The 24,068-nt window shown below is 66.3% G+C and carries 22 protein-coding genes and 2 pseudogenes; 16 read left to right on the top strand and 8 right to left on the bottom strand.

Annotated features, from left to right (window positions below; genetic code table 11):
• A partial coding sequence (locus JWP83_RS05760; RefSeq protein WP_297727048.1) for a prolyl oligopeptidase family serine peptidase occupies nt 1-1,039 on the top strand: 1,039 nt, incomplete at its 5' end.
• Nucleotides 1,040-1,051: 12 nt separating this feature from the next.
• Here the strand turns inward: JWP83_RS05760 and JWP83_RS05765 are convergent.
• Nucleotides 1,052-1,252, bottom strand: a complete 201-nt coding sequence (locus JWP83_RS05765) for a hypothetical protein (protein ID WP_297727219.1) — start codon at nt 1,250-1,252, stop codon at nt 1,052-1,054.
• Here JWP83_RS05765 and JWP83_RS05770 point away from each other — a divergent pair.
• On the top strand, nt 1,188-1,430 hold the full coding sequence (locus JWP83_RS05770) for a hypothetical protein (protein WP_297727051.1): 243 nt from the start codon (nt 1,188-1,190) through the stop codon (nt 1,428-1,430). The two genes, JWP83_RS05765 and JWP83_RS05770, sit on opposite strands and share 65 nt — an antisense overlap.
• 168 nt (nt 1,431-1,598) lie before the next feature.
• Here JWP83_RS05770 and JWP83_RS05775 read toward each other — a convergent pair whose 3' ends face one another.
• Nucleotides 1,599-2,876 (bottom strand): hypothetical protein, encoded by a 1,278-nt coding sequence (locus JWP83_RS05775; RefSeq protein WP_297727204.1) that lies wholly within the window; start codon nt 2,874-2,876, stop codon nt 1,599-1,601.
• A gap of 291 nt (nt 2,877-3,167) precedes the next feature.
• Here JWP83_RS05775 and JWP83_RS05780 point away from each other — a divergent pair, with 291 nt between their 5' ends.
• From JWP83_RS05780 to JWP83_RS05795, 4 genes are all read left to right on the top strand, one after another.
• A complete protein-coding gene (locus JWP83_RS05780; RefSeq protein WP_297727054.1) occupies nt 3,168-3,479 on the top strand; it encodes a hypothetical protein in 312 nt (103 codons plus the stop codon).
• A gap of 9 nt (nt 3,480-3,488) precedes the next feature.
• Entirely contained in the window at nt 3,489-4,403 is a 915-nt protein-coding gene (locus JWP83_RS05785; protein WP_297727056.1) for a crotonase/enoyl-CoA hydratase family protein, read from the top strand.
• Nucleotides 4,404-4,468: 65 nt separating this feature from the next.
• Entirely contained in the window at nt 4,469-4,927 is a 459-nt protein-coding gene (locus JWP83_RS05790) for a DUF5078 domain-containing protein (RefSeq protein WP_297727058.1), read from the top strand.
• Nucleotides 4,928-5,122: 195 nt separating this feature from the next.
• The gene (locus tag JWP83_RS05795; RefSeq protein WP_297727061.1) at nt 5,123-5,452 is read left to right on the top strand and encodes a hypothetical protein; all 330 of its coding nucleotides are present in this window, start codon (nt 5,123-5,125) and stop codon (nt 5,450-5,452) included.
• Between the two features lie 7 nt (nt 5,453-5,459).
• Here JWP83_RS05795 and JWP83_RS05800 read toward each other — a convergent pair.
• From JWP83_RS05800 to JWP83_RS05810, 3 genes and pseudogenes are all read right to left on the bottom strand, one after another.
• Nucleotides 5,460-8,374, bottom strand: a pseudogene (locus JWP83_RS05800) (RND family transporter).
• A gap of 32 nt (nt 8,375-8,406) precedes the next feature.
• The gene (locus JWP83_RS05805; RefSeq protein WP_297727063.1) at nt 8,407-8,838 is read right to left on the bottom strand and encodes an MmpS family transport accessory protein; all 432 of its coding nucleotides are present in this window, start codon (nt 8,836-8,838) and stop codon (nt 8,407-8,409) included.
• Between the two features lie 164 nt (nt 8,839-9,002).
• Entirely contained in the window at nt 9,003-9,689 is a 687-nt protein-coding gene (locus JWP83_RS05810) for a TetR family transcriptional regulator (RefSeq protein WP_297727066.1), read from the bottom strand.
• Nucleotides 9,690-9,976: 287 nt separating this feature from the next.
• On the opposite strand from JWP83_RS05810, the gene JWP83_RS05815 reads away from it, so the two are divergent.
• From JWP83_RS05815 to JWP83_RS05855, 9 genes are read left to right on the top strand one after another with little or no spacing between them, the layout of a single operon-like run.
• Complete coding sequence (locus JWP83_RS05815) at nt 9,977-10,399, top strand: MmpS family protein (RefSeq protein ID WP_297727069.1); 423 nt, start codon at nt 9,977-9,979, stop codon at nt 10,397-10,399.
• On the top strand, nt 10,396-13,281 hold the full coding sequence (locus JWP83_RS05820; protein ID WP_297727071.1) for an RND family transporter: 2,886 nt from the start codon (nt 10,396-10,398) through the stop codon (nt 13,279-13,281). Before JWP83_RS05815 ends, JWP83_RS05820 begins: the two co-directional genes overlap by 4 nt.
• A gap of 41 nt (nt 13,282-13,322) precedes the next feature.
• Nucleotides 13,323-15,032, top strand: coding sequence for a cytochrome c biogenesis protein DipZ (locus JWP83_RS05825; RefSeq protein ID WP_297727074.1), 1,710 nt, complete (start codon nt 13,323-13,325; stop codon nt 15,030-15,032).
• A 47-nt stretch (nt 15,033-15,079) separates the two neighbouring features.
• Nucleotides 15,080-16,396, top strand: coding sequence for an FAD-dependent oxidoreductase (locus tag JWP83_RS05830; RefSeq protein ID WP_297727077.1), 1,317 nt, complete (start codon nt 15,080-15,082; stop codon nt 16,394-16,396).
• The gene (locus JWP83_RS05835; protein WP_297727079.1) at nt 16,390-17,112 is read left to right on the top strand and encodes a DUF1365 domain-containing protein; all 723 of its coding nucleotides are present in this window, start codon (nt 16,390-16,392) and stop codon (nt 17,110-17,112) included. The genes JWP83_RS05830 and JWP83_RS05835 overlap by 7 nt, the downstream gene beginning before the upstream one ends.
• On the top strand, nt 17,109-18,398 hold the full coding sequence (locus JWP83_RS05840; protein ID WP_297727082.1) for a class I SAM-dependent methyltransferase: 1,290 nt from the start codon (nt 17,109-17,111) through the stop codon (nt 18,396-18,398). Before JWP83_RS05835 ends, JWP83_RS05840 begins: the two co-directional genes overlap by 4 nt.
• Nucleotides 18,395-19,219: a DUF1295 domain-containing protein gene (locus tag JWP83_RS05845; protein ID WP_297727085.1), complete on the top strand. Its 825-nt coding sequence runs from the start codon at nt 18,395-18,397 to the stop codon at nt 19,217-19,219. Before JWP83_RS05840 ends, JWP83_RS05845 begins: the two co-directional genes overlap by 4 nt.
• A 21-nt stretch (nt 19,220-19,240) precedes the next feature.
• On the top strand, nt 19,241-19,786 hold the full coding sequence (locus tag JWP83_RS05850) for a sigma-70 family RNA polymerase sigma factor (protein ID WP_297727088.1): 546 nt from the start codon (nt 19,241-19,243) through the stop codon (nt 19,784-19,786).
• Entirely contained in the window at nt 19,783-20,481 is a 699-nt protein-coding gene (locus JWP83_RS05855) for an anti-sigma factor (protein ID WP_297727092.1), read from the top strand. Before JWP83_RS05850 ends, JWP83_RS05855 begins: the two co-directional genes overlap by 4 nt.
• Here JWP83_RS05855 and JWP83_RS05860 read toward each other — a convergent pair.
• The 3 genes and pseudogenes from JWP83_RS05860 to JWP83_RS05870 form a co-directional block, all read right to left on the bottom strand.
• The gene (locus tag JWP83_RS05860) at nt 20,478-21,332 is read right to left on the bottom strand and encodes a hypothetical protein (protein WP_297727095.1); all 855 of its coding nucleotides are present in this window, start codon (nt 21,330-21,332) and stop codon (nt 20,478-20,480) included. The genes JWP83_RS05855 and JWP83_RS05860 overlap by 4 nt on opposite strands.
• Before the next feature lie 10 nt (nt 21,333-21,342).
• Nucleotides 21,343-21,864: a mycothiol transferase gene (locus JWP83_RS05865; RefSeq protein ID WP_297727207.1), complete on the bottom strand. Its 522-nt coding sequence runs from the start codon at nt 21,862-21,864 to the stop codon at nt 21,343-21,345.
• A gap of 15 nt (nt 21,865-21,879) precedes the next feature.
• A pseudogene (locus tag JWP83_RS05870) lies at nt 21,880-22,242 on the bottom strand (VOC family protein); the annotation flags it as partial.
• A 46-nt stretch (nt 22,243-22,288) separates the two neighbouring features.
• Here JWP83_RS05870 and JWP83_RS05875 point away from each other — a divergent pair.
• Nucleotides 22,289-24,040 carry an amidohydrolase family protein gene (locus JWP83_RS05875; RefSeq protein ID WP_297727097.1) on the top strand — a complete coding sequence of 584 codons (1,752 nt, stop codon included), beginning with the start codon at nt 22,289-22,291 and terminating at the stop codon, nt 24,038-24,040.
• The last annotated feature ends 28 nt before the right edge of the window (nt 24,041-24,068 follow it).

The following is a 24,068-nucleotide window of genomic DNA, read 5'->3' on the forward strand; positions in this document are numbered from 1 at the left end:
GAAGGACCGCCTGCTGATCGTCACGCTGGCCGACGTGGCCAGCCGGGTGGAGATCGTCACCCCGGGCGAGTGGCGCCGGGAGCCGGTCGCGGGCATTCCGGCCGCGACCAACACCGTCGTCGTCGCGGCCGACGACACCGGCGACGAGTTCTTCCTCGATTCCAGCGGATTCGTCACGCCCTCCCGCCTGATGCGCGGCGCCGGCGACTCGCGACTCGACCCGATCAAATCCGCTCCGGCGTTCTTCGACGCCGAAAAGCTGTCCGTCTCACAGCATTTCGTGGGATCGAAGGATGGGACGTCGATCCCGTACTTCGTCGTGCGCCGCAGCGATGCCAACGACCCCGGCCCCACCCTGCTGAGCGGGTACGGCGGATTCGAAACGGCCAACACGCCCGCTTACAGCGGCGTGCTGGGCCGGCTGTGGCTGGACCGCGGGGGCACCTATGTGTTGGCCAACATCCGCGGCGGCGGCGAGTACGGGCCCGGCTGGCACACCCAGGCGATGCGCGAGGACCGGCACAAGGTCGCCGAGGACTTCGCCGCGGTGGCAACCGATTTGGTGGACCGGGGAATCACGACGGTCGGGCAGCTGGGCGCCCGGGGCGGCAGCAACGGCGGACTGCTGATGGGCATCATGCTGACCCAGTACCCGGAGAAGTTCGGCGCGCTGGTCTGCGACGTGCCGCTGCTGGACATGAAGCGCTACCACCTGCTGCTGGCCGGGGCCTCGTGGATGGCGGAGTACGGCGATCCGGACGACCCGGATGACTGGGGATTCATCTCCGAATACTCGCCATACCAGAACATTTCGGTGGATCGCAAGTACCCGCCGGTGCTGCTGACGACGTCCACCCGCGACGACCGGGTGCATCCGGGCCACGCCCGCAAGATGACGGCCGCCCTCGAGGCCGCCGGGCACGAGGTCTGGTACTACGAGAACATCGAGGGCGGGCACGCCGGCGCGGCCGACAATGAACAGGTCGCGTTCAAGTCGGCGCTCAGCTTCTCGTTCCTGTGGCGGATGCTGGCCTCCTGACGCCGGCCGGCATCAAGGGGCAGGGAACCGGGCGCGCGTCTCCCGCCACTTGTCCATGCCGCAGGGCACGGCGTCGCGGGTGTCGTACAGGATCAAGCCGTTAAGCTCGATGGTGATGTAGCGGATGTTGTCGAGGAAGGCGTGGATCATGAGAGCACTGAGGTTCATCGGCTTGGCGACATTGACGGCGGTCGCTCCAATCGCGGTCCTCATCGGAAGTGGCCCGGCGCACGCCGATACCGATCTTGGTAAAGCATGCTCGCCGGAAGGCGCGAAAGTATGGGGGAACCCCGGCCCGATCTACTGCGAGCGCCAGGCGGATGGGCAACTGCAATGGGTGTCCATTCCTGTCTCAGCAATGTGCGTGGCGTTCTGCGTGAATCACCCCTAGGGGCGATCGGGCATTGCGGGTAATTGGCTGCGCCGCAGGGGTTTACGGTCTTCACATGCCCGTCGCGGTCGAGAGGGCCCAAGCCACCCGGGCAAGCCGTCACACGTAATGCGCGGCTCGCGCAGCGAACCCGCCATGTCGCGCAGACGACGGACGACGGGCGGGCCGCTAGGAGCCAGCGGTCAGATCCTCGCGCCGTTTCCGACGATCGATCATCCAGGCGACAAGGCCCACTGCTATCGCGAGCCCCCCATACCTCAACGCCGGGGGCCACCAGGGTTCGGAGGGTTGGGTGGGCTCCTTGAGAGCGGTCAGCGCCACCAAGAAGCTGCCATTGTCCGTCGGCCCGGCACCCGGTAGCGACTGGGTCCTGGTAACCCTGATCTTGGCGAGGCCGCCGGGATCGTTCACCTCACCCCAGGCCAAGGTGGAGTCGTCGAGCAGGAAGGTGTCCTGGCTGCCCGCGGGTTGGCTATCGTCGTGGCCCAGCACCTCCACTTGGCCGACTTCGACGGTCTGGTTATCAGCGGCGACATAGGCGGAGACGTCTTGGTACACCTCCGGGGGCGCCGGCGGGGTGTAGCTCGGCGGCGGCGGGCCGTCCGAACCCGCCGGCGGTATCGAGGCCCCGCCGTAGAAGCTGCCCGCCGCGACATGACTGTAGCCGACCGCGGTGAACGGGAACAGGCCAACGGTGGCGACATCGAGCACGATCCGACCACCGGCTGGCACGAACGCCTCCCGATAGGCGCCGTTGTAGAAGTAGCGGAAGGTCATGGCCTCACCGAGCGGGTTGTACAGGGCCGGGCGGTGGTTGTCGTCGTAGTCGATGTAGTCCCAATGTCGGGGGCGCACCAGTTCCTGGTTGTCGACCTTTACCAGGTCAACGTTGCCACTATGGGCGTCGACCGCATTCTGCACCTGGTGATCGAAGTCGTACACCTGGCTCGGCGGCTCCAGTGGGCTGGCGGGGTCAATCCGCGTCGCCGGTGCGGCCTTGGCATCCGCGACCGCGTGCGGTGGCGCATCCAGACCCTTCGGCGGTGTCACCACCGAAGCGTTCATTGGCACCCCGGGGCCCGCCGGATTGAGCTTCGGGGTCTGCACGGCAACCGTGCTCGGGGGCAGGGGATTTGGCGGAACGACCTGTGGCGTGCGCACCGGCGGCGCGGGCTCCAGCGGCGCGGGCTCCAGCGGAGCCGGCTCCGGCGGAGCCGACACCGTCACCCTGCTCGGGGGCGGCTGGGCGGGTCGGGGCGGCGCGGCGTTGTAGCACACGTTCGCAGTGTGATATGCCTCCACGTAAGCCAGACAGTTCTGGCAGGACACGGGATTTGCCCCATCGCCGGCACATGGAGCCGCTTGTGCCACACCGGATTTGGTGGCTACCACCGAGAACGGGGCGAGCGCTATCGCAGCGGCCGCCGCCGCGATGACCTTGCCCATTCCGCCCTGGCCGATCAGCCCCGGCAGCCGGTAACGCTCGAACGCCACCCCGCGCACTGGCAGACCTTCCTACACCCCACCTGTTTGGCCATGCTAGCGACCCACCGGCTGAAGGACGAGTTTTGCGAGGGATAGGTATTCACCGAACGCCTCGTCGGCGGCCTGGCACTTCTCGACGGCCGCCGGGAAAGAACCGCTTCCACGCCGACTCGGGTCGGCGGGGCCCAGAACTTTCCTTGCCTTTCCTTGCCTTTCCTTGCCGGCCTCTGGCCCGGCCATAGGATCGTCGACGTGGCAGCGACCGAACGTATCGAACTCACCTTGCTGGCAACCGGGTTGATCTTCATCGTGGCCGGGGCGGCGCAGGCACGCTACCGCTTCATCGCCGACCGGCGTCCGGGTCGACGGTTCTACTGGGCCACCTCGATCATCGGCATCGTCTCTTTCGCAGCCGGGGTGGGCAGAATCTGGCCCAACGCCGTCGCCGTGGCAGCCATCTTTTCGGCGGTCGTTGTCTTCTCGGCCTACCTGACGACGCCCTATCTCAAGATTGGCAACCGAATCTATGCCTCGTCGCCCGAAAACCGTCAGCCCGACCCCTAAATTTGGGTCATGCGCAGACCCGACTTCGAAACCTTGCTGTACACGACTGCCGGCCCGGTCGCCACCATCACGCTGAACCGCCCGGAGCGCCTCAACACCATCGTCCCGCCCATGCCCGACGAGATCGAGGCCGCCATCGGGCTGGCCGAGCGGGACCAGGACATCAAGGTCATCGTGCTGCGCGGCGCCGGTCGCGCCTTCTGCGCGGGCTACGACTTCGGCGGCGGCTTCCAGCACTGGGGCGAGGGCATGATGACCGACGGCAAGTGGGACCCCGGCAAGGACTTCGCCATGATTACCGCGCGCGAGACCGGGCCGACGCAGAAGTTCATGGCCATCTGGCGCGCATCCAAACCGGTGATCGCGCAGGTACACGGCTGGTGCGTGGGCGGGGGCAGCGACTACGCGCTGTGCGCCGACATCGTCATCGCCAGCGAGGACGCCGTGATCGGCACCCCCTACAGCCGGATGTGGGGGGCCTACCTGACCGGCATGTGGCTCTACCGGCTGAGCCTGGCCAAGGTGAAGTGGCACTCGCTGACCGGCAGACCGCTCACCGGCGCCCAGGCCGCCGGGGTCGAGCTGATCAACGAGGCGGTGCCGTTCGAGCGTTTGGAGGCCCGCGTCGCCGAGATCGCGGCGGAGCTGGCGCGGATCCCGTTGTCGCAGTTGCGCGCGCAGAAGCTGATCGTCAACCAGGCCTACGAGAACATGGGCCTGGCCTCGACGCAGATGCTCGGCGGGATCCTCGACGGCCTGATGCGCAACACCCCCGAAGCGCTGGACTTCATCGAGACGGCCCAGGCACAGGGCGTGCGCGCGGTGATCGAGCGCCGCGATGGCCCGTTCGGCGATTACAGCCAGGCCCCGCCGGAGCTGCGGCCGGATCCCAGTCACGTCATCGTGCCTGATCGCAATGGATAGTGAGATGGACTACGAATATGCCCCCGGCCCCCCACCGGGACCCTGAAAGTGCTACGGTAACGACTATGTCTCGGCTGAGTTCCGGCCTGCGTGCAGGCGTCGTTTTTCTTGCTTTCCTGGTAGCCCTGGGCATCGCGGCTGCGACCTTCCCGAAGACGGCGGTGGCCGATTCCACGGAAGACTTCCCGATCCCCCGCAGGCAGATCGCGACCACCTGCGACGCCGAGCAGTACTTGGCGGCCGTCAGGGATACCAGCCCGGTGTACTACCAGCGGTACATGATCGACTTCAACAACCACGCCAACCTTCAGCAGGCAACGATAGACAAGGCGCACTGGTTCTACTCGCTGTCACCGGAGGACCGCAGAAATTATTCCGAAAACTTCTACAATGGCGATCCACTAACGTTCGCCTGGGTCAACCACATGAAGATCTTCTTCAACAACAAGGGCGTCGTCGCCAAGGCCACCGATGTGTGCAACCAGTACCCACCCGGCGACATGTCGGTGTGGAACTGGTCCTAGATCCACCCTGGCCTTTATTCGCCCGCCGGTTTAAGATCTGCGACTGTCGGGAATCATTTATTTCCCCGGTTTAAGGGGACAAATCAATAGTTCTTGACTGGTATTCCGCGCACGCGGCAACTCCAGTCCGCTCGACCACCGTTACAGGACTTACATCATGCTCATGCCGGGATGCTGCGGCCCAGTGGGGACGCGATGAGCGCGGTAGACCCCCAGTCAGACGCGCTGGCAACGCTCGACTGGCAGGAGATCACGTGCCAATCCGATGCCGGCTGCACCAACCGGGCAACGCACATCGTGTACCGGCACGCCGTGGACCAATGCAATCGGCCGAACCTCGACCCGTCCGGCAACATCGTCGAGATCCTGTGCATCGGTTGCTTGCGCCGGCTCAAGGCCCAGGTCTTGCAGCAGGTCGATCGAATCAACCGCTGCCCGGGCGGCTACTGCCTGACATGTGGGGCGCCGGTGCACAAGCTGAGTGACGTCATGCGCAAGATGGTGCAGCTGCGCACCTACGCCTGACCCCCCATCAGTAGTGCGCGCTCGTCCGGAACCGATCGGTGTCGGCGTCAGCCCTTTCACCATTCTGTCCGGGCGCCGTATCCCTCGGCAGTAGCAGGGCGCGAACCAGCGGACGGGGCCCGTACGCGCGCAGCAGCTGGCTGGCCGGGCGCGTCCGCACCTGCGTCGGCCACCAGAACCACCGGCCCATCAGCGCGGCGACGGACGGCATCATGAACGAGCGCACGATCAACGTGTCGAACAACAGGCCGAGGGCGATGGTGGTACCGACCTGGCCCATGACCTTCAGATCACTGGCGACGAAGGACGCCATCGTTGCGGCGAACACCAGGCCCGCGGATGTCACCACGGCGCCGGTGCCGGCCATCGAGCGGATGATCCCGGTCTTTATGCCCGCGGGGATTTCCTCTTTGAAGCGCGAAACCAACAGCAGGTTGTAGTCGGATCCCACCGCCAGCAGCAGGATGACCGACATCGCGAGCACCATCCAGTGCAATTCGAAGCCCATGATGTCCTGCCACACCAGCACGGAGAGCCCGAACGAGGCGCCCAGTGAGATCAGCACCGTGCCCACGATGGTGACCGCGGCGACCAGGCTTCGGGTGATGATCAGCATGATGATCAAAATGAGGCAGGCCGCGGATATTCCGGCGATCATGAGGTCGTACTTGGACCCGTCGCGCATGTCCTTGTAGACCGCGGCCGTGCCGCCGAGCCAGATCTTGGCGCCCTCCAGCGGCGTCCCCTTGATGGCTTCCTTAGCCGCGTTCTTGATCGGCTCGACGTGCGAAATGCCTTCCGGCGTAGCGGGATCGCCGTCGTGAGAGATGATGAATCGGGCCGCGTGGCCGTCCGGGGACAGGAACATCTTCAGGCCCCGCTTGAAATCGGGGTTGTCGAAGACCTCCGGCGGTATGTAGAAGGAGTCGTCGTTCTTGGCGGCGTCGAACGCCTGACCCATCGCGGTCGAGTTCTGGCTCATCACGTCCATCTGGTCATACAGCGACGACATCGAGCTGTGCATGGTCAGCATCATCTGCTTCATGGTCGTCATGGTCGCGATCATCGGCGGCATCTGGGCCAGCATCTGCGGCAGCAAGGCATCCAGCTGGGATATGTCGTTTGTCGGGTAACCGAACTTTTCGACGATCTGATCCAGGCCGTCGAGCGCGTCGAAGATGGACCGGAAAGCCCAGCAGATCGGGACGTCGAAGCAGTGCCTCTCCCACCAGAACAAGCTGCGAATCGGCCGGAAGAAATCATCGAAATCAGCGATATGATCGCGCAATTCGCTTGTGACATCAAGCATTTCATGCGTGAGGCCGTCCATGTGGTGCGTGACGGCGGCCATCTGCGCCGTGATGTTGTACATCCGCTGCATCGTGTCGATGGACTGCTGCATGGCATCGGCCTGCTGGAGCATGTCCGCCATGCGTTGATGCATGTACTGCTGGTTCTCGACCTGCGTCGTGTTCTGCATGCTGATCTGGAACGGGATCGAGGTGTGCTCGATCGGCGCTCCCAACGGCCTGGTTATCGCCTGCACCCGCGCGATGCCCGGGACGTGGAAGACGCCCCTGGCGATCCGGTCCAGCACCAACATGCCGGCGGGGTTGCGCATGTCGTGGTCGGTCTCGACCAGCAGCAATTCGGGATTCATCCGGGCGTTGGGAAATGCCGCTCCGCGGCGTCGTACCCGATATTCGCCTTGGTGTATCCCGGCAGATACTTGCGGTTGTCGTAATTCGTCTTGTACCCGGGCAGCGCGAGCAAGCCGATCAGGGCGATGGCGATCGACACGGCCAGAATCGGGCCGGGCCACCGCACGATCGCGGTGCCGACCCGGCGCCAACCCCTGGTCCTCATCTTGCGTTTGGGGTCGAACAGGCCGAAGCGGCTCCCCACCGTCAGCACGGCCGGGCCGAGCGTGAGCGCCGCGCAGACGGCGACGAGCATCCCGACCGCGCAGGGCAGGCCGAGCGTCTGGAAATACGGAAGCCGGGTGAAGCTGAGGCAATACATCGCGCCCGCGATGGTCAGGCCGGAGCCCAACACCACGTGCGCGGTCCCGTGGAACATGGTGTAGAACGCCTGGTCGCGGTCCTCTCCCAGCGAACGTGCCTCTTGATATCGGCCGAGGACGAAGATCGCATAGTCCGTGCCGGCGGCGATCGCCATCAACACCAACAGATTCACCGCGAAGGTGGAAAGGCCAATGATGTTGTTGTAGGCCAGGAAAGCGACGACCTGCCGGGACGCGAACAGCTCGAATACCACCATCAGCAGCGTGATGAACACCGTGACGATCGAGCGGTAGACCCACAGCAGCATCACGATGATGACGATGAAGGTGAGGATCGTGACCTTGATGACTCCCTTTTCACCGGCTGACGACTGGTCGGCGGTCAGCGCCGCCGCGCCGGTGACGTAGGCCTTGACCCCGGGCGGTGGCGGCGAGCTGTCCACGGCTTGGCGGACCGCCCGGACGGATTCGTTCGCCTTGCTCTCGCCCTGGTTACCGACGAGATAGACCTGCACATAGGCCGCCTTGCCGTCGTTGCTCTGCGCGCCGGCGGCCGTCAGCGGATCTCCCCAGAAGTCCTGGACGTGCTCGACGTGCTTCTTGTCCGCCTCGAGCTTCTTGATGAGCTGGTCGTAATAGTGGTGGGCGTCGTCGCCGAGCGGCTTGTCGCCCTCCAGGACGATCATGATGGCGCTGTCGGAGTTGAATTCGTTGAACACCTGGCCGACGCGCTTCATCGCCTGCATCGACGCCGCCTCTTTCGGGCTCATCGACACCGTGTGTTCCTTGCCGACGATGTCCAGCGAGGGCACGAACACGCTGAGGGCGACGACGAGCCCTATCCAGCCCAGGATGATCAGCGGCGCGAACTTGTGCACCGTGCGCGCGAAAACGGGCATGTGCGGGAGCCCTGCGGCCTGGTTATTCGCGGTCATGCGGACTTCACTATGCAGAAGGTCTGGGCATTCACTCCGTTGACGGACCTTTCGTCCTTGACCACGTCGTTCACGATGATCCTGCAGCCAATCTCGTCACTGGTGCTTTGCGCGACGACGTTGACGCTCACCGACGGAAGGGTCGTGATTACCGAAAGCGTCCACGGCAGCGGCACGTTGCTGACTTTCTGGGGCTGGGCATTGATGTCCAGGTAATTGATATTCGCCATCGTCCCCGGAGCGCCGAAGACCTCGTAGACGACGTGCTTGGGATTGAACGGCTTGATGTCATCGGCCATGCCGCTGGTGATCGGGCGATTGTCGTGACTGCCGAAGATGCTCCGCAGCCGCATCACGCAGAATCCCGCGACCGCGACGACCGCCACGATGACCAGTGCTATCCACACTTTCTTCACCGCATCGGCCACAGGAGTCTTTGCCACCCAATTACCTTCCGCTAACCCGCTTGCCCGCGACCAACAGACCGTTTGCTTTGGTGCGCTAAGTACGTTAACCGCATCGCATCACCGGCGCGTTATTGACCGATTCGACATCGGGCCCTTCGTTTGGCACACACCAATCCCCTTTCGGCTCATTGCGATTCGGAGACGAGGCCGATGCACGTTGCCGTGAGTACTCGGGTGAGGGCGGACGCGAAATCGATGTTCCACTCGGGCACCAGCACCTCCGACTCCTCGGCATAGGCGTCGGCGAGCCGCTCCGGCGGGTTCGCGATGTGCCAGAAAGCCGAGGCCAGGGAGTACGCGGCGATCAACGTGTCAAAGGCGCCGGACCGGCCAAGGACGGGCAATGCACGCTCGATCGCGTCGGCGAGCGCGACCGCCACGGCGGCAATGGTCCGCCGGATCTCGACGACGCGCTCGATCTCCACCTCGTGCTCGAGGTGCAGGTGCAGGTTGGCGAGCAGGTCACAAAACAGCGGGTCGGCCGCCAGGCCGTTGGCCAGCGTCTCGGCCACCCGCGCCGGGGACATCGGACCGGGCTCGCCGAGTTGCTCGCACACCGCATTCGACCAGCGCACCCAGCCTTCGGCGGCGAGGTGCAGCAGGACCTCCTTGTGAGAGGTGAAGTAACGCCGCACCGCGGAGTAGTGGATTCCGGCGCGACCGGCGACGGCGGTCAAGGTGACCGACGCGACGCCCGTCTCGAGCGCTAGTGACCGCGCGGCTTCGACGAGCGCCGCCGCACGCTGGCGCTTGTTTTCCTCCGTGCGGGCGCGCTGGAAGGCGAGTTGCGCCATCGGCAGAGGATAACGCACGTGGTGTGATTTGTATAACGCACGCCGTGTGATTTGTGCCAGGTCACAGCTCTGGTCGTAATTTTCCGGTTACGCACGTGATATGCGTTACACTCCAGGGCGCGAGGGGAAGGAGTCAACGGTCCCGGACAGACAAACCAGCCGTGATTTACTTAGGTAAGCCTTGGCTGTTCTCCCACCAGGGATCGGCGGACGGGCGCAGCGCGGCGATCCGTAGTTGACCACGTTCGGCGGCGACGGACCGAACGCACAATCACCGACCGCTGAAAGGGATTCCAATTTTCAAGGTGCTGTCCCGAACGTGGATTCCACTCGTCGTCGTGGCGGTGGTGATGGTCGGTGGCTTCATCGTGTACCGGGTCCACGGCTACTTCGGCTCGGAAAAGCGCGAATCGTATGCCGACAGCAACCTGCAGAATCCCAAGCCGTTCAACCCAAAACGAATTGTCTACGAGGTCTTCGGGCCGCCCGGAACGGTCGCCGACATCAGCTATTTCGACGTCAACGCGGACCCGCAACGCGTCGACGCCGCACCATTGCCCTGGTCGCTCCGCATCACCACCGACAAGGCGGCCGTGATGGGAAACCTGATGGCGCGGGGCAGCGGCGATAGCGTCGGCTGCCGCATCACGGTGGACGATGTGGTGAAGGCCGAAAGAACTTCCAACGAGGTCCACGCCTACACCTTCTGCGTGGTGAAGTCCGCGTGACGACACGATTCGCGAACCTTGCGGGCACCCACGCCGAAAGGCCGTTGCTCGCGAGGACGATCCACCGCCTTTCAGTGCCGATCATCCTGTTCTGGGTGGGGATGGCCGTCGTCTTCAGCCTGCTCGTCCCGTCGCTGGAAGTGGTCGGGCAGGAGCGGTCGGTGTCGCTGAGCCCCACGGACGCGCCGTCGTTCCAGGCGATGAAGCACATCGGCCACGCCTTCAACGAAGGCGAGACCGACAGCTCGGCGATGATCGTGCTGGAGGGCAACCAGCCCCTCGGCGACGACGCCCACAAGTACTACGACGCGATGATTCGCAAGTTGCGCGAGGACAGGGCGCACGTGCTGAGCGTCCAGGATTTCTGGGGTGACCCCCTCACGGCGGCGGGCGCGCAAAGCAACGACGGCAAGGCCGCAACCGTCCAGGTGAATCTCGCGGGCAATCAGGGCGAGCCGCTGGCCAACGAATCCGTCCAGGCCGTCCGCAAACTCGTGAACAGCGTGCCCCCGCCGCCCGGCGTCAAGGCTTACGTCACCGGGGTGGCGGCGCTCGCCGCGGATCTGCACCACAGCGGCGACAAATCCACGGTCCGGATCACGCTGACGACGGTCACGGTGATTCTGATCATGTTGCTGTTCGTCTACCGGTCAATCATCACCGTGGTTCTTCTGCTGGTCACGGTCGGTTTCGAGTTGACGGCGGCGCGGGGAGCAGTCGCGGTGATCGGCCACTTCGGATGGATAGGGCTTTCCACCTTCGCGGTATCCCTCCTGACCTCGCTGGCGATCGCGGCCGGCACGGACTACGGCATCTTCATCATCGGGCGGTACCAGGAGGCCCGGCAAGCCGGCGAGGACAGGGAGACGGCCTTCTACACGATGTACCGCGGGACGGCCCACGTCATCCTGGGCTCCGGTTTGACGATCGCCGGGGCGACGTTCTGCCTCAGCTTCGCGCGGATGCCGTACTTTCAAACGCTCGGTATCCCGTGCGCGGTGGGCATGCTCGTCGCCGTGGCGGTCGCGCTGACGCTGGGTCCGGCGGTCCTTACCGTCGGCAGCCGGTTCGGCCTGTTCGACCCCAAGCGCAAGCTCGCGGTCCGCGGCTGGCGGCGGGTCGGTACCGCGGTGGTTCGCTGGCCGCTGCCGATTCTGGCCGTCACGTGCGCCGTCGCCCTGGTCGGCCTGCTCACCCTGCCCGGATACAAGGCCAACTACAACGACCGGGAGTATCTGCCCGGCTCCATCCCCGCCAATGAGGGCCTGATGGCCGCGGATCGCCACTTCTCCCAGGCCCGGATGAAGCCCGAGATCCTGATGATCGAGTCGAACCACGACATGCGCGATCCGGCCGACTTTTTGGTCCTGGACAGGCTGGCCAAGGGCATCTTCCGGGTCCCGGGCATCTCCCGTGTCCAGACGATAACCCGGCCCGACGGTACGACCATGGACCACACGTCGATTCCGTTCCAGATGAGCATGCAGAACGCCGGTCAGATGCAGACCATGAAATACCAGCGTGACCAGATGAACAACATGCTCAAGCAGGCCGACGAGATGACCAAAACCATCGCCAACATGCAACGGATGTACGACCTGATGACGCAGCTCGTCGCCACCACGCACCGCATGGTCGGCGACACCGAAGAGATGCAGCAAATCACCAATGAACTACGCGACCGCATCGCGGACTTCGACGATTTCTGGCGGCCGATCCGCAGCTATTTCTATTGGGAGAGACACTGTTTCGACATTCCGATCTGCTGGTCGATTCGGCAGATATTCGACGCGCTGGACGGCGTGGATCAGATCACCGACAAACTCAACACGCTCGTCGGTGACATCAAAGATCTCGATCGGCTGATGCCGCAGATGGTCGCCCAGTTCCCGCCGATGATCGAGACCATGGTGAACATGCGCACCATGATGCTGGACATGCACAGCACCATGTCCGGGATCTTCGATCAGATGGACGAGATGAGCGACAACGCGACGGCGATGGGCCACGCTTTCGACGCCTCCAAGAACGACGACTCGTTCTACCTGCCGCCAGAGGTCTTCAAAAACAAAGACTTCAAGCGCGCGATGAACAGCTTCCTGTCCCCGGATGGGCACGCGGCGCGCTTCATCATCCTGCATCGCGGCGATCCCGCATCGGCCGAGGGCATCGCGAGCATCGAAAAGATACGCACCGCGGCCGAGGAGTCGCTCAAGGGAACACCTTTGGAGGACGCGAAGATCTATTTGGCGGGAACGGGTGCCGTCTTCAAGGACATCTCCGATGGCGCCAGATGGGACCTGGTGATCGCGGGAATTTCCTCGCTGTGCCTCATTTTCATCATCATGCTGATCCTCACCCGCGCCCTGGTTGCCGCCGCGGTCATCGTGGGCACGGTGGCCGTTTCCCTGGGGGCGTCCTTCGGGCTATCGGTGCTTTTCTGGCAGCACATTCTCGGCATCGAACTGCACTGGCTGGTGCTCGCCATGTCGGTCATCGTGTTGTTGGCCGTGGGATCCGACTACAACCTGCTGTTGGTCTCCCGGTTCAAGCAGGAGATTCACGCCGGCCTGAACACGGGCATCATCCGTTCGATGGGCGGCACCGGCAAGGTGGTGACCAACGCCGGCCTGGTGTTCGCGTTCACGATGGCGTCCATGGCCGTCAGCGACGTGCGGATCATCGGGCAGGTGGGCACCACGATCGGACTGGGCCTGCTGTTCGACACGCTGATCGTGCGCGCGTTCATGACCCCGTCCATCGCCGCCCTGCTGGGACGCTGGTTCTGGTGGCCGATGCGGGTGCGCTCCCGGCCCGCCAGGGTGGTATCGCAGCCGGTCGAACCCCATCCGCCGGACCGTTCCCTGGCCTACAGCGACTAGTCTCGACCCGTCCCTGGCCCCGGTCGTTCCGAATGACAGTCATGCCAACAGTCGCGCTGATCGGATTCCTCGGCGGCCTGATCACCGGCATCTCGCCGTGCATCCTGCCGGTGCTTCCGGTGGTGTTCTTCTCCGGGGCCGGCAGCACGCGTGACAGCAGCCCCGCGACCCGTCCGTATCTGGTGATCGCCGGGCTGGTCTGCAGCTTCAGCGTGGTCACCCTGGCTGGCTCGGCCCTGCTGTCCGCGCTGCGCCTGCCGCAGGACGCGATCCGTTGGGCCGCCCTCGGGACGCTGACCCTCATCGGCCTCGGATTGATCTTCCCGCCGCTGCAGCATCTGATCGAACGGCCCTTCGCCCGCATCCCGCTGCCTCAAATCGGCTCAAAAACCTTGGGCAGAAGTGGTTTCGGGCTGGGACTCACGTTGGGCGCGCTGTATGTGCCGTGCGCCGGACCGGTGCTGGCCGCCATCGTTGTCGCCGGCGGCACCGCCGCTATCGGCCCGGCGGTGCTGGTGTTGACCGCGGCGTTCGCGATCGGTGCCGCCCTGCCGCTGCTGGTTTTCGCTTTGGCCGGGCGGCGCCTCACCGAGCGCGTCTCCGCATTCCGCCGCCGGCAACACATCATCCGCGTCGCCGGTGGAATCACGATGATCGTGCTGGCCGTCGCGCTGGTCTTCAACCTTCCCGCCGTGCTGCAGCGCGCCGTCCCCGACTACACGACGGCGATGCAAAGGGGAATGGCGGCCGCTGACATCCAGGACATTCGGCACGAGCTGGGCGGCACGGTGAAGGGCCAGCTGGTCGACTGCAGCGGGGACTTTGGGGCCGCCGCCCAGCTGCAGCAGTGCGGGCCGGCGCCCGCCGTCACGGGGATCACCGAGTGGCTCAACACCCCGGGCGGCGCGCCGATCGACCTGGCGTCGCTGCGGGGCAAGGTGATCTTGATCGACTTCTGGGCGTACTCCTGCATCAACTGCCAGCGCGCCATCCCGCACGTGGTGGATTGGTACAACCGGTATCGCGACGACGGTTTCGTCGTCATCGGGGTGCACACCCCCGAGTACGCGTTCGAACGGGTCCCCGGCAACGTGGCCAGCGGCGCCGCCGCGTTGCACATCACTTACCCCGTCGCGCTAGACAACGACTACGCGACCTGGAACAGCTACCAGAACCTGTATTGGCCCGCCGAGTACCTCATCGACGCGAACGGGACGATCCGCCACACCAAGTTCGGCGAGGGCGACTACGACACGACCGAAAAGCTGATCCGCCAACTGCTCACTGAAGCTCTTGTCGCCAAGCCGGATGTCAAGTTGCCCGCCGCGACGAACACGGTGGACGCCACCCCGCACACCAGGCTGACGCCGGAGACCTACCTGGGCGCCGGCAAGGCCGTCAACTACGGCGGCGGCGGCGAATACAAGGCGGGCACCGCCACCTTCGCCTACCCGGCGACGTTGCCCGACGACCGGTTCGCCGTGCGCGGCCGCTGGACCTTGGACGACCAGGGCGCCACCGCCGACAGCGACGACACCGCCATCCGGCTGAACTACACCGGCAAAAGCGTCTATGTTGTCGTCGGCGGCACCGGCACCATCACCGTGACCAGGGGCGGCAAGACGACCGCGACATCGATCGGCGGACCTCCGGCCCTGCACCAGATCGTCGCGGACGACACCGCGCATCGCGACCTGCTCGACATGCAGGTCGGCAAAGGCCTGCAAGTGTTTTCGTTCACGTTCGGCTGAGACTTCGGCATTTTGGGAAAGCCCGTCCAGCGGGTCGGTGGCTCCGAATGACTGGTGTGGATCAGCCAGAAGCCCGCTCGGTAGCGGTAATCGGCAGCGGGGTCGCCGGCCTCACCGCCGCCTACGTCCTGTCCGGGCGCGACCGGGTCACCCTGTACGAGGCCGATGCGCGGCTCGGCGGCCACGCGCACACCCACTATGTCGACGACGGCACCGACGTCGGGGGCCGGGTTGTCGGCATCGACTCGGCGTTCCTAGTGCACAACGACCGGACCTACCCGACGCTGTGCCGATTGCTCACGGAACTCGCTGTGGCGACGCAAGAGTCGGAGATGTCGATGTCGGTGCGCGCCGACAACATCGGGCTCGAATACGCCGGGGCCCTGGGCATTCGGGGCCTGTTCGCCTGCCGGCAGTCGCTGCGGCCGCGCCATCTGCTGATGCTCGCCGAGATCGTCCGCTTCCACCGCGCCGCCTCCCGCCTGATGCAGGACAGCGCCCAGGACGGTCTGGAGACCCTGGCAGCCTTCCTGAACCGGCACCGCTTCTCCCCCTATTTCGTCGACTACTTCATCACGCCCTTGGTGGCGGCGGTGTGGTCCTGCGCCGGCGACGGCGCCCTGCACTATCCGGCCCGGTATCTCTTCGTCTTCCTCGCCCACCACGGCATGCTGTCGGTCTTCGGGTCCCCGACGTGGCGCACCGTGACCGGCGGTTCGGCAAACTACGTTCGGGCCATCGCTTCTCGCCTGCATCGGGTCTCGACCGGAACGCCGGTGCACTCACTGCGTCGGCTGTCCCACGGTGTGCTGGTGCGAGCGGGTCGCGACGCGCCGCGAATCTTCGACGCCGCCGTCATCGCGGTGCACCCCGACCAGGCGCTGCTGCTGCTCGACGACGCCACCCCGTCGGAGCGCGCCGTCCTGGGCGCCATTCCGTACTCGACCAACCGGGCGCAGCTACACACCGACGAGTCCGTATTGCCCCGCCATCGCCGCGCCCGCGCCTCGTGGAACTACTTGGTGACACCCGGAACCGATCACGTGGTGGTCAGCTACGACGTCAGCAGGCTGATGCGGCTGGACACCAAGCGCCGTTACCTGGTCACCCTGGGCGGCCGGGACCGGGTGAATCCCGGCTCGGTGATCGCCGAGATGACCTACAGCCATCCCCTGTACACACCGGACTCTGTTGCAGCCCAAGCAAAGTTGGCGACCCTCGACGACGATCGGGTCGCGTTCGCGGGCGCTTACCACGGCTGGGGATTTCACGAGGACGGCGCCGTGTCCGGACTGCGCGCGGCCCGCCGGCTCGGCGCCGACTGGCCCGCCACCGCCCGGCACGAGGCGGTGGCCCCGTGCTGACCCACGCGCTTACGCCCGCGATCTACCGCACCACGATCACCCATTCCCGACGGGCCCCGGTGCACCACTGCTTCGAATACCGAAGCTACAGCTGGTATGTCGACATCGACGACCTGCCACGCCTGCCGTGGTGGCTGCGACCGTTCGCGCGGTTCCAGGGATCAGACCACTTTTCAAACTATTCAGCCGGGCCTCCACGCGGCTCGCTGCGCGAGAGGCTCGGCGCCTTGTTCGCCGACCACGGGCTGACCCTCCCCGAGGGCCGCGTCACGGCCCTGCTGCAGGCGCGCGTCTTCGGCTACGTCTTCAACCCCCTGAGCGTCTTCTGGTGCCACGACCGAAAGGGCCGGCTGTGCCACGTGATCGCCGAAGTCCACAACACCTACGGCGAGCGCCACGCATATCTGTTGCCGCCGGCCGATCTCCCGGTCGTGACGCCCAAGAACTTCTACGTCTCACCGTTCAATCAGGTGGACGGCTACTACCTGGTGCAAGCGCCACGACCGGGCAACGAGGTGGACATCACCGTGGCGCTGCATCGTGAGCACCGGCAGGTGTTTCTCGCAAACCTACGCGGCACACGCCGACCGGCCACCACGAGACGGGTCGCCGTCATGCAGTTCATCTCGCCGCTGGCACCGCTGGTGGTGGCAGCGCGGATCCGGATACAGGGGATCACGTTGTGGCTACGTCGAGTTCCGGTGGTGCCGCGATGAGTGTGGCAGCCATCGAAACACCCGCGCCAGCAATCGATTCTGGCCGCTGGCCGGCGGTCGCGACCGTGCCGTCGGGCCCGTTCGCCGCGACGTCGGGGATCATCGCCGGCCGGCTGCTCCACCGCGCCGCCGCCCGCCTACCGCTTCGCCTGGTCTACCCCGACCGCACCGTCGTCGGCGCGGCCGACCCGGCGGCACCAACCCTGTTCATCCACCGACCGGAGTCGCTGGCACGCCGGATCGGGCGGTGCGGCCTGATCGGCTTCGGCGAGTCCTACATGGCCGGCGAATGGTCGTCGAATGACCTCACCGGCGCGTTGACGGTCTTGGCCACTTCGGTGGCCGACCTGGTGCCGGGCACGCTGCAGCGGCTGCGGCCGATCGGTCCGGCCTTCCGGCCTCGTTGGCGGGCTCCCAGCCGGGAGCGGGCCCGGCGCAACGTCGCCGAGCACTACGACCTGTCGAACGAGTTGTTCGCCGAGTTCCTCGACGACACAATGACTTACTCCGCCGCGCTGTTCACCTGGCTGCCGGCCGCGCCGGAGGAGCTGGCCGCCGCGCAACGGCGCAAGATCGATCGGCTGCTCGACGTGGCCGGAGTCGAACGCGGCGGCCGCGTCCTCGAGATCGGCACCGGCTGGGGCGAGCTGTGCATCCGCGCCGCCGCCCGCGGCGCACATGTCCGCTCCATCACTTTGTCGGTCGAACAGCAGCGGCTGGCGCGGCTCCGGGTTGCCGCGGCGGGTCTGTCGGACCTCGTGGAGATCGAGCTGTGCGATTACCGCGACGTCGCGGGCCGCGACGACGCCTGTGACGGCTACGACGCGGTGGTCTCGGTCGAGATGATCGAGGCGGTCGGATACCGTTCGTGGCCAACGTATTTCGCCGCGGCGGAGCGGCTGGTACGGCCCGGCGGGCGGGTCGCAATCCAGGTGATCACGATGCCGCACGCCCGGATGCTGGCAACCCGCAACGCGCACACCTGGATCCAGAAGTACATCTTTCCCGGCGGGCTGCTGCCGTCCACGCAGGCGATCTCCGCTATCACCGCGCGGCACACGACATTACGCACGGTCGACATGGTCTCGCTGCGAGAGCATTACGCCGAAACGCTGCGGCTCTGGCGCGAACGGTTCCTGCAGCGGCGAGATCCGCTGGCGCGCCTGGGTTTCGATGAGGTGTTCGGCCGCATGTGGGAGCTGTACCTGGCGTACTCGGAGGCGGGATTCCGGTCGGGCTACCTTGATGTGCATCAGTGGACGTTCGCACGCGAGGGGGGCCGATGAGCGCACTGGATCCGGTGAACCTCCTCCAAGTTGCCGGCGCTTCCGTCCTGGCCCTGGCGGTCGTGCACTCGGTCACCTTCGCCATCGGCAGGCGAATCGGCCGCTACAACGTCGTCGACGTGGCCTGGGGCGTGGGCTTCGTGGCCGTCGCCGCCGTCGCCGCCACGCTCGGCCGCGGTGACGCGCCCCGTCGGGGGCTGCTGCTGGCACTCGTGGCGATCTGGGGGCTGCGGCTGAGCTGGCACATCCAGCGCAAGACGGCGGGCAAGGGAGAGGACCCCCGCTATGCCGCCCTGCTCCGGGGCGCCACCGCTGCCCCGGGGGCACCTCCCGCTTGCGGGGGAGTCATCCGCAAGGTCTTTGTGCCGCAAGCCCTGATCACCTGGTTCGTCTCGTTGCCGCTGCAGCTGTCGTCGGTGACCGGTCCCACGCCGGCGCCGCTCACGGCCGTCATCGCGGTGGGGGTGGCCGTGTGGCTGGTGGGATTCGCATTCGAATCCGTCGGCGATTGGCAGCTGGGGGTCTTCAAATCCGATCCGGCGAATCGCGGTGTGGTGATGGACCGCGGCCTGTGGGCCTGGACGCGTCACCCCAATTACTTCGGTGACGCCACCGTTTGGTGGGGATTGTGGCTGATCACCATCAACGGCTGGTTGCCTTTGGTCACGGTGGGCTCGCCGCTGCTCATGACGTACTTCCTGGTGCAGGTGAGCGGCGCGCGGCTGACCGAGAAGCTGATGGCCGGGCGTCCCGGCTTCGACGAATACCGGGAACACACGGCGTATTTCTTCCCAAGGCCGCCGGGATCGGCAGATCGATGACTGGCGATAGGCTACCGATCGATGAGCAACGAGCTGGACGCCCTGCTGCGCCAGGCCGCGAGCGGGGACGGCGCCGCCTTCGCCACGATCTACGACCTCACCAAGGCCCGGGTGTATGGACTGGTGACGCGGGTGCTGCGTGACCCCGGCTACAGCGAAGAAACCACCCAGGAGATCTATCTCGAGGTGTGGCGCTCGGCGTCGCAGTACGACCCGGCAAAAGGTTCTCCCCTGGCCTGGCTGCTGACCATGGCGCACCGGCGGGCCGTCGACCGGGTGCGCGCCGAACAGGCCGGCAGCAGGAGGGAATCCCGCTACGGCGCCGCAAACACCGACAGGGCCGCGGACACCGTCGCGGAGTCGGCGATCGCGGGTGACGAGCGTCGCCGGGTGACCCAATGCCTGGACGCGTTGAGCGATGCGCAGCGGCAATGCATCGAGCTGGCCTACTACCAGGGGCTGACCTACAGCGAAGTGTCGCAGCGGTTGGCCGCCAATTTGTCGACGATCAAGTCGCGCATCCGCGACGCGCTGCGCGGCCTGCGTAACTGCCTGGACGTGCCATGACCGAACCGACCGATTTCGACCTGCTCGAACTCGCCGCGCCGTATGCCCTGCATGCCGTGTCGGACGCGGAACGCGCCGAGATCGAGCGCCGGGTTGCGGCGGCGCCGTCGCCGGTGGCGGCGGCCTTCAACGACGAGGTCCGTGCCGTCCGCGAGACGATGGCGGTCGTCTCGGCGGCGACCGCGGCCGAACCGCCGGCACACCTGCGGGCGGCCACGCTGTCCGCCGCAAAGCCGAACAATGTCCGCCAGATGGCTTGGCGCAGAACCATTTTGGCTTCCGCGGCGGCGGTGGTCGTGGTCGGTGCCGCGGCGTTCGGCGTCGGGGTGCTGATGCGTCCGCCGGCAAAGTCAACGGTCGCCGAACAGATTCTGACGGCCCCGGACGTCCAAACGGTCTCGCGCCCGCTGGCCAACGGGACCGCGACGGTGATGTTCTCCCGCGACCGCAACGCGGGGATGCTGGTGATGAACAACGTGCCGCCCCCGTCCCCCGGCACCGTCTATCAGATGTGGCTGATCGGGGCCAACGGCCCCACCTCCGCGGGGACGATGGGCGCCGCGGCGGTGTCGCCGTCGACGAAAGCGATGCTCACCAACCTGGGCGCCTCGACCGAGCTCGCGTTCACCGTCGAACCCGGCAACGGGTCGCCGCAGCCGACCACCCCGATCCTGGCCGAGCTGCCGTTGAGTTAGGCCTTCTTCGTGAGGCCGCCCAGGATCGCGAGGAGCACGCCCAAACCGACCAGCGCGGCGCCGGCGAGCAGCGTCAGGTTGAGCCATTGGCGCAGGCCGGCCTCGGCCTGGGCGACCATCACCTCGGCGATTTGACGGACGTTCCCGGTGGTGCGATTGAGCGCGTCGTTGATGTGGCGGCTGCCGGCCTCGATGCCCGCCCACCCCGCCGCGCCGACGAGCAGCGCCGAGACACCGAGGCTGGTCAGGGCCTTGCCGCGGTGGCGCGCGGCGGCCAGCGTCAGCAGCGCGAACAGACCGGTGCCGGCGGCCGCGCCGAGACTCACCCAGGGGCCCCACGTCGCCAGCCGGCTCAGCTGTCCCTGCCGTAGGGACGCGGGCATCGACTCCGCGAGCGGAACCGTCAGGTGCGCGGGCGGCTTCACGTTGTGGCTGCTCAGTATCTGCCGAAACGAGCTGTCGTTGAGCATCGGGGCCACGTCGACCACCCATTGATTTCCGTCCTGGCCCGGCCGCGGATCGGTGAACAACCAACTGTGCGCCACCCGGTTCGCCTGGGCGAACAGCGGCGGAAACCCTCGCCCGGCCGTGAAGGCGCTGGCGACGTCGTGCACCTCCGAGCTGTCCACGGGGTAGTTCTCCCCGCCGTGAGCGGCGATCAGCGCCATCGCCCGGGTGGTGAGTTCGGACGCCATGGCCGACTGCAGGGCGGGGTCGCCCGCCGCCTTGCGTGCCAGCGCGGCGTAGCCGTCCTCGCTGACGACATTGCGCTGCGCCCATGACGCCGGGATCGCTGCGGCCAGGGCAAGCGTCGCGGCCAGCCACAGCACCACGGTCGCGGCGAATCGCACGCCCTAGAACCTACTGAATTCCCCGCACATAGGCGGCCTGCCCGAGGTGCTGGGCGCAGTCATCGATGATGCTCACCAGCCGCGCACTGGCCGTCACCGGTGGGTCCCAGTTGGTGTCGACGACGCGGGACAGCTCGTCGGCGGTCACGCTGGCGATGTATTCGAGGGTCAGCTTGTGCACCGCGTGGTAGTAGCCGGCCAGCAGCTCGGCTGGCGCCTTCACCTTCGCCACCTCGTCGGGGCCGTGCCCGTAGCCGGTGTCGTTGCGCGGCAGGTCCAGCCCGAACCGGTCCACCCAGCCGTCGCGGGTCCACACCTGCTCGACGCCGGCCACGTGGGCCAGCTGAATGTCCTGCACCCGCGCGCTGTGCCAAATCAGCCAGGCGATGCTGTTGGCGTTCGGCGTCGGGCGGTAGACGGACACCTCGTCGGTCAGCCCGTCGGTGAGCTCGTCGACGTGCTCGATCAACCGGGTGAACGCGTCGCGAAGCAGTTCCTGAATGGCGGCATCGCTGCTCTGGGTGTTGGCCATACCAGCGACATTACGGGCCCCGTGCCAGACCGCCTCGACGTTATTGCCGTCGGGGTCGCGCACGAACGCACCGAAGTAACCGGGGTGATATTCGGGCCACTGCCGCGGCTCGTGCAACGACTCGGCGCCCAGTTCCACCGCCGCCCGGTGGAAGGCGCGCACCGCGTTTTCGTCGGCGGCCTCAAAGGCCAGGTGCACCTCCCGGGCGGGACCCATGCCCGCCCCATCCGCGATCCAGAACGATGCCTTGCCGTCACGGCCGTACCCGATGGCCCGGCCGAAATCCATCTGCCGCGAGCCGAGCACTCCCAGCACGTTGTCGTAAAAATCTTGCGATTTCGGATAATCAGCGCAATTGATTCCGAGGTGGTCGATCACGGAAGAGATCCTGGCACGACCACCGGCGCGGCCGTAGATTATTTAGATGACCTACGACCTCATCATCCGCAATGGCACCATCGTCGACGGGCTGGGGGCTGACCCGTACGTCGGCGACGTGGCGGTAAAGGATGGTGTCATCAAGAAGGTAGGGGCCGTCGGCTCCGCGAACGGCGATGGCGCCACGCGGGAGATCGACGCCACCGGTCTGCTGGTCACGCCCGGTTTCGTCGATCTGCACACCCACTATGACGGCCAGTCCATCTGGTCGGAGCGGCTGACGCCGTCGTCGGCGCACGGGGTTACCACGGTGGTGATGGGCAACTGCGGAGTCGGCTTCGCGCCGTGCCGCCAGGAGGACCACGACGTGCTCGTCGACGTGATGGCCGGGGTCGAGGACATTCCCGGCGTCGTCATGACCGACGGCCTGCCGTGGAGCTGGGAAACCTTCCCCGAATACATGGACGCAATAGAGGCGCGACAGCGTGATATTGACGTGGCGGCCTATCTGCCGCACTCGCCGCTGCGGGTGTACGTGATGGGTCAGCGCGGCGCCGACCGGGAGCCGGCCACGGCCGAAGACCTCGCCAAGATGCGGGCGATGGCCAAGGAGGCGATCGAGGTCGGTGCGCTGGGCTTCGCGTCGTCGCGGTTGACGATCCACAAGACCGAAAGCGGTTCGCCGATACCGAGTTACGACGCCGCCCGCGAGGAGATCGAGGAGATCGCCAAGGGTGTGGTCGACGGCGGCGGCGGCCTGCTCCAGTTCGTGCCGGACATCCCGGCCGGCGGCTACCAGCCCGTGCTGCAGACGGTGTTCGACGTGGCCGAGGACGTCGGGCTGCCGGTCACCTTCACCCTGGTCGTCGCCAACGCCGGCGACCCGACGTGGCCGGATGCCATCACCATGATCGAGAAGGCCAACGGAAGGGCGGGTGCCGACGGCGCACAATTCACCGCGCAGCTGCTGCCTCGTCCGATCGGGTTGATCATCGGGCTGCAACTGTCCGCTAACCCGTTCGTGCTCTACCCCAGCTACCGCGAGATCGCGCACCTGCCGCTGGCCGAGCGGGTCGCCGAGATGCGCAAGCCGGAGGTCCGGGCCCGCATCCTGGCCGACAAGCCGGGCGTCGGCCACCCGATCCTGTACGTGGCCCAGATGTGGGACTGGATCTTCCCGCTGGGTGACAGCCCCGACTACGAGCCCGACCCGTCGACCAGCATCGGGGCCCGGGCCCGGGCCCGCGGGGTGGACCCGATGGGGGAGGCGTACGACCGGCTGCTCGACGACGAGGGCCGCGCCATGCTGTTGGTCGCCACCAGCAACCTGCAGGGCAACTCGCTGGACACCGTCGGCGAGCTGCTGCACCGCGACGACGTGGTGCTCGGGCTCGGCGACGGCGGCGCGCATTACGGGATGATCTGCGACGCGAGCTACTCGACGTACTTCCTGGCGCACTGGGCGCGCGATCGCAAGTCCGGCCGGTTCACGGTGCCGGAGGCCGTGCGCGAGCTGACTTCCGTGCCGGCCCGCGTCGCCGGGCTTGGCGATCGCGGCCGCATCGGCGTCGGCTACAAGGCCGACCTCAACCTGATCGATCACGCGGCGCTGCGGCTGCACAAGCCGGTGATCCGGTATGACCTGCCCGCCGGCGGGCGACGACTGGACCAGACCGCCGAAGGATATGTGACAACGATCGTTTCCGGTGAAATAATTGCTGAAAACGGCGTTCCGACCGCGGCGCGGCCGGGGAAGTTGGTTCGCGGCCGGAGGCCTATTCCGGTACCTGGTCGATAACGCCACGAAGGGCGGCCCCGCCCCGTTA

Source organism: Mycobacterium sp. (assembly GCF_025965855.1).
Lineage (GTDB): Bacteria > Actinomycetota > Actinomycetes > Mycobacteriales > Mycobacteriaceae > Mycobacterium.

What these genes read in the sequence shown, in the direction of transcription:
- JWP83_RS05795 (WP_297727061.1), top strand. Translation starts at nt 5,123, where the DNA reads ATGAGCGCGGTAGACCCCCAGTCAGACGCGCTGGCAACGCTCGACTGG.
- JWP83_RS05765 (WP_297727219.1), bottom strand. Translation starts at nt 1,252, where the DNA reads ATGAGGACCGCGATTGGAGCGACCGCCGTCAATGTCGCCAAGCCGATG.
- JWP83_RS05770 (WP_297727051.1), top strand. Translation starts at nt 1,188, where the DNA reads ATGAGAGCACTGAGGTTCATCGGCTTGGCGACATTGACGGCGGTCGCT.
- JWP83_RS05875 (WP_297727097.1), top strand. Translation starts at nt 22,289, where the DNA reads ATGACCTACGACCTCATCATCCGCAATGGCACCATCGTCGACGGGCTG.
- JWP83_RS05840 (WP_297727082.1), top strand. Translation starts at nt 17,109, where the DNA reads ATGAGTGTGGCAGCCATCGAAACACCCGCGCCAGCAATCGATTCTGGC.
- JWP83_RS05825 (WP_297727074.1), top strand. Translation starts at nt 13,323, where the DNA reads ATGCCAACAGTCGCGCTGATCGGATTCCTCGGCGGCCTGATCACCGGC.
- JWP83_RS05830 (WP_297727077.1), top strand. Translation starts at nt 15,080, where the DNA reads ATGACTGGTGTGGATCAGCCAGAAGCCCGCTCGGTAGCGGTAATCGGC.
- JWP83_RS05790 (WP_297727058.1), top strand. Translation starts at nt 4,469, where the DNA reads ATGTCTCGGCTGAGTTCCGGCCTGCGTGCAGGCGTCGTTTTTCTTGCT.
- JWP83_RS05785 (WP_297727056.1), top strand. Translation starts at nt 3,489, where the DNA reads ATGCGCAGACCCGACTTCGAAACCTTGCTGTACACGACTGCCGGCCCG.
- JWP83_RS05865 (WP_297727207.1), bottom strand. Translation starts at nt 21,864, where the DNA reads ATGGCCAACACCCAGAGCAGCGATGCCGCCATTCAGGAACTGCTTCGC.
- JWP83_RS05850 (WP_297727088.1), top strand. Translation starts at nt 19,241, where the DNA reads ATGAGCAACGAGCTGGACGCCCTGCTGCGCCAGGCCGCGAGCGGGGAC.
- JWP83_RS05775 (WP_297727204.1), bottom strand. Translation starts at nt 2,876, where the DNA reads ATGGGCAAGGTCATCGCGGCGGCGGCCGCTGCGATAGCGCTCGCCCCG.
- JWP83_RS05845 (WP_297727085.1), top strand. Translation starts at nt 18,395, where the DNA reads ATGAGCGCACTGGATCCGGTGAACCTCCTCCAAGTTGCCGGCGCTTCC.
- JWP83_RS05855 (WP_297727092.1), top strand. Translation starts at nt 19,783, where the DNA reads ATGACCGAACCGACCGATTTCGACCTGCTCGAACTCGCCGCGCCGTAT.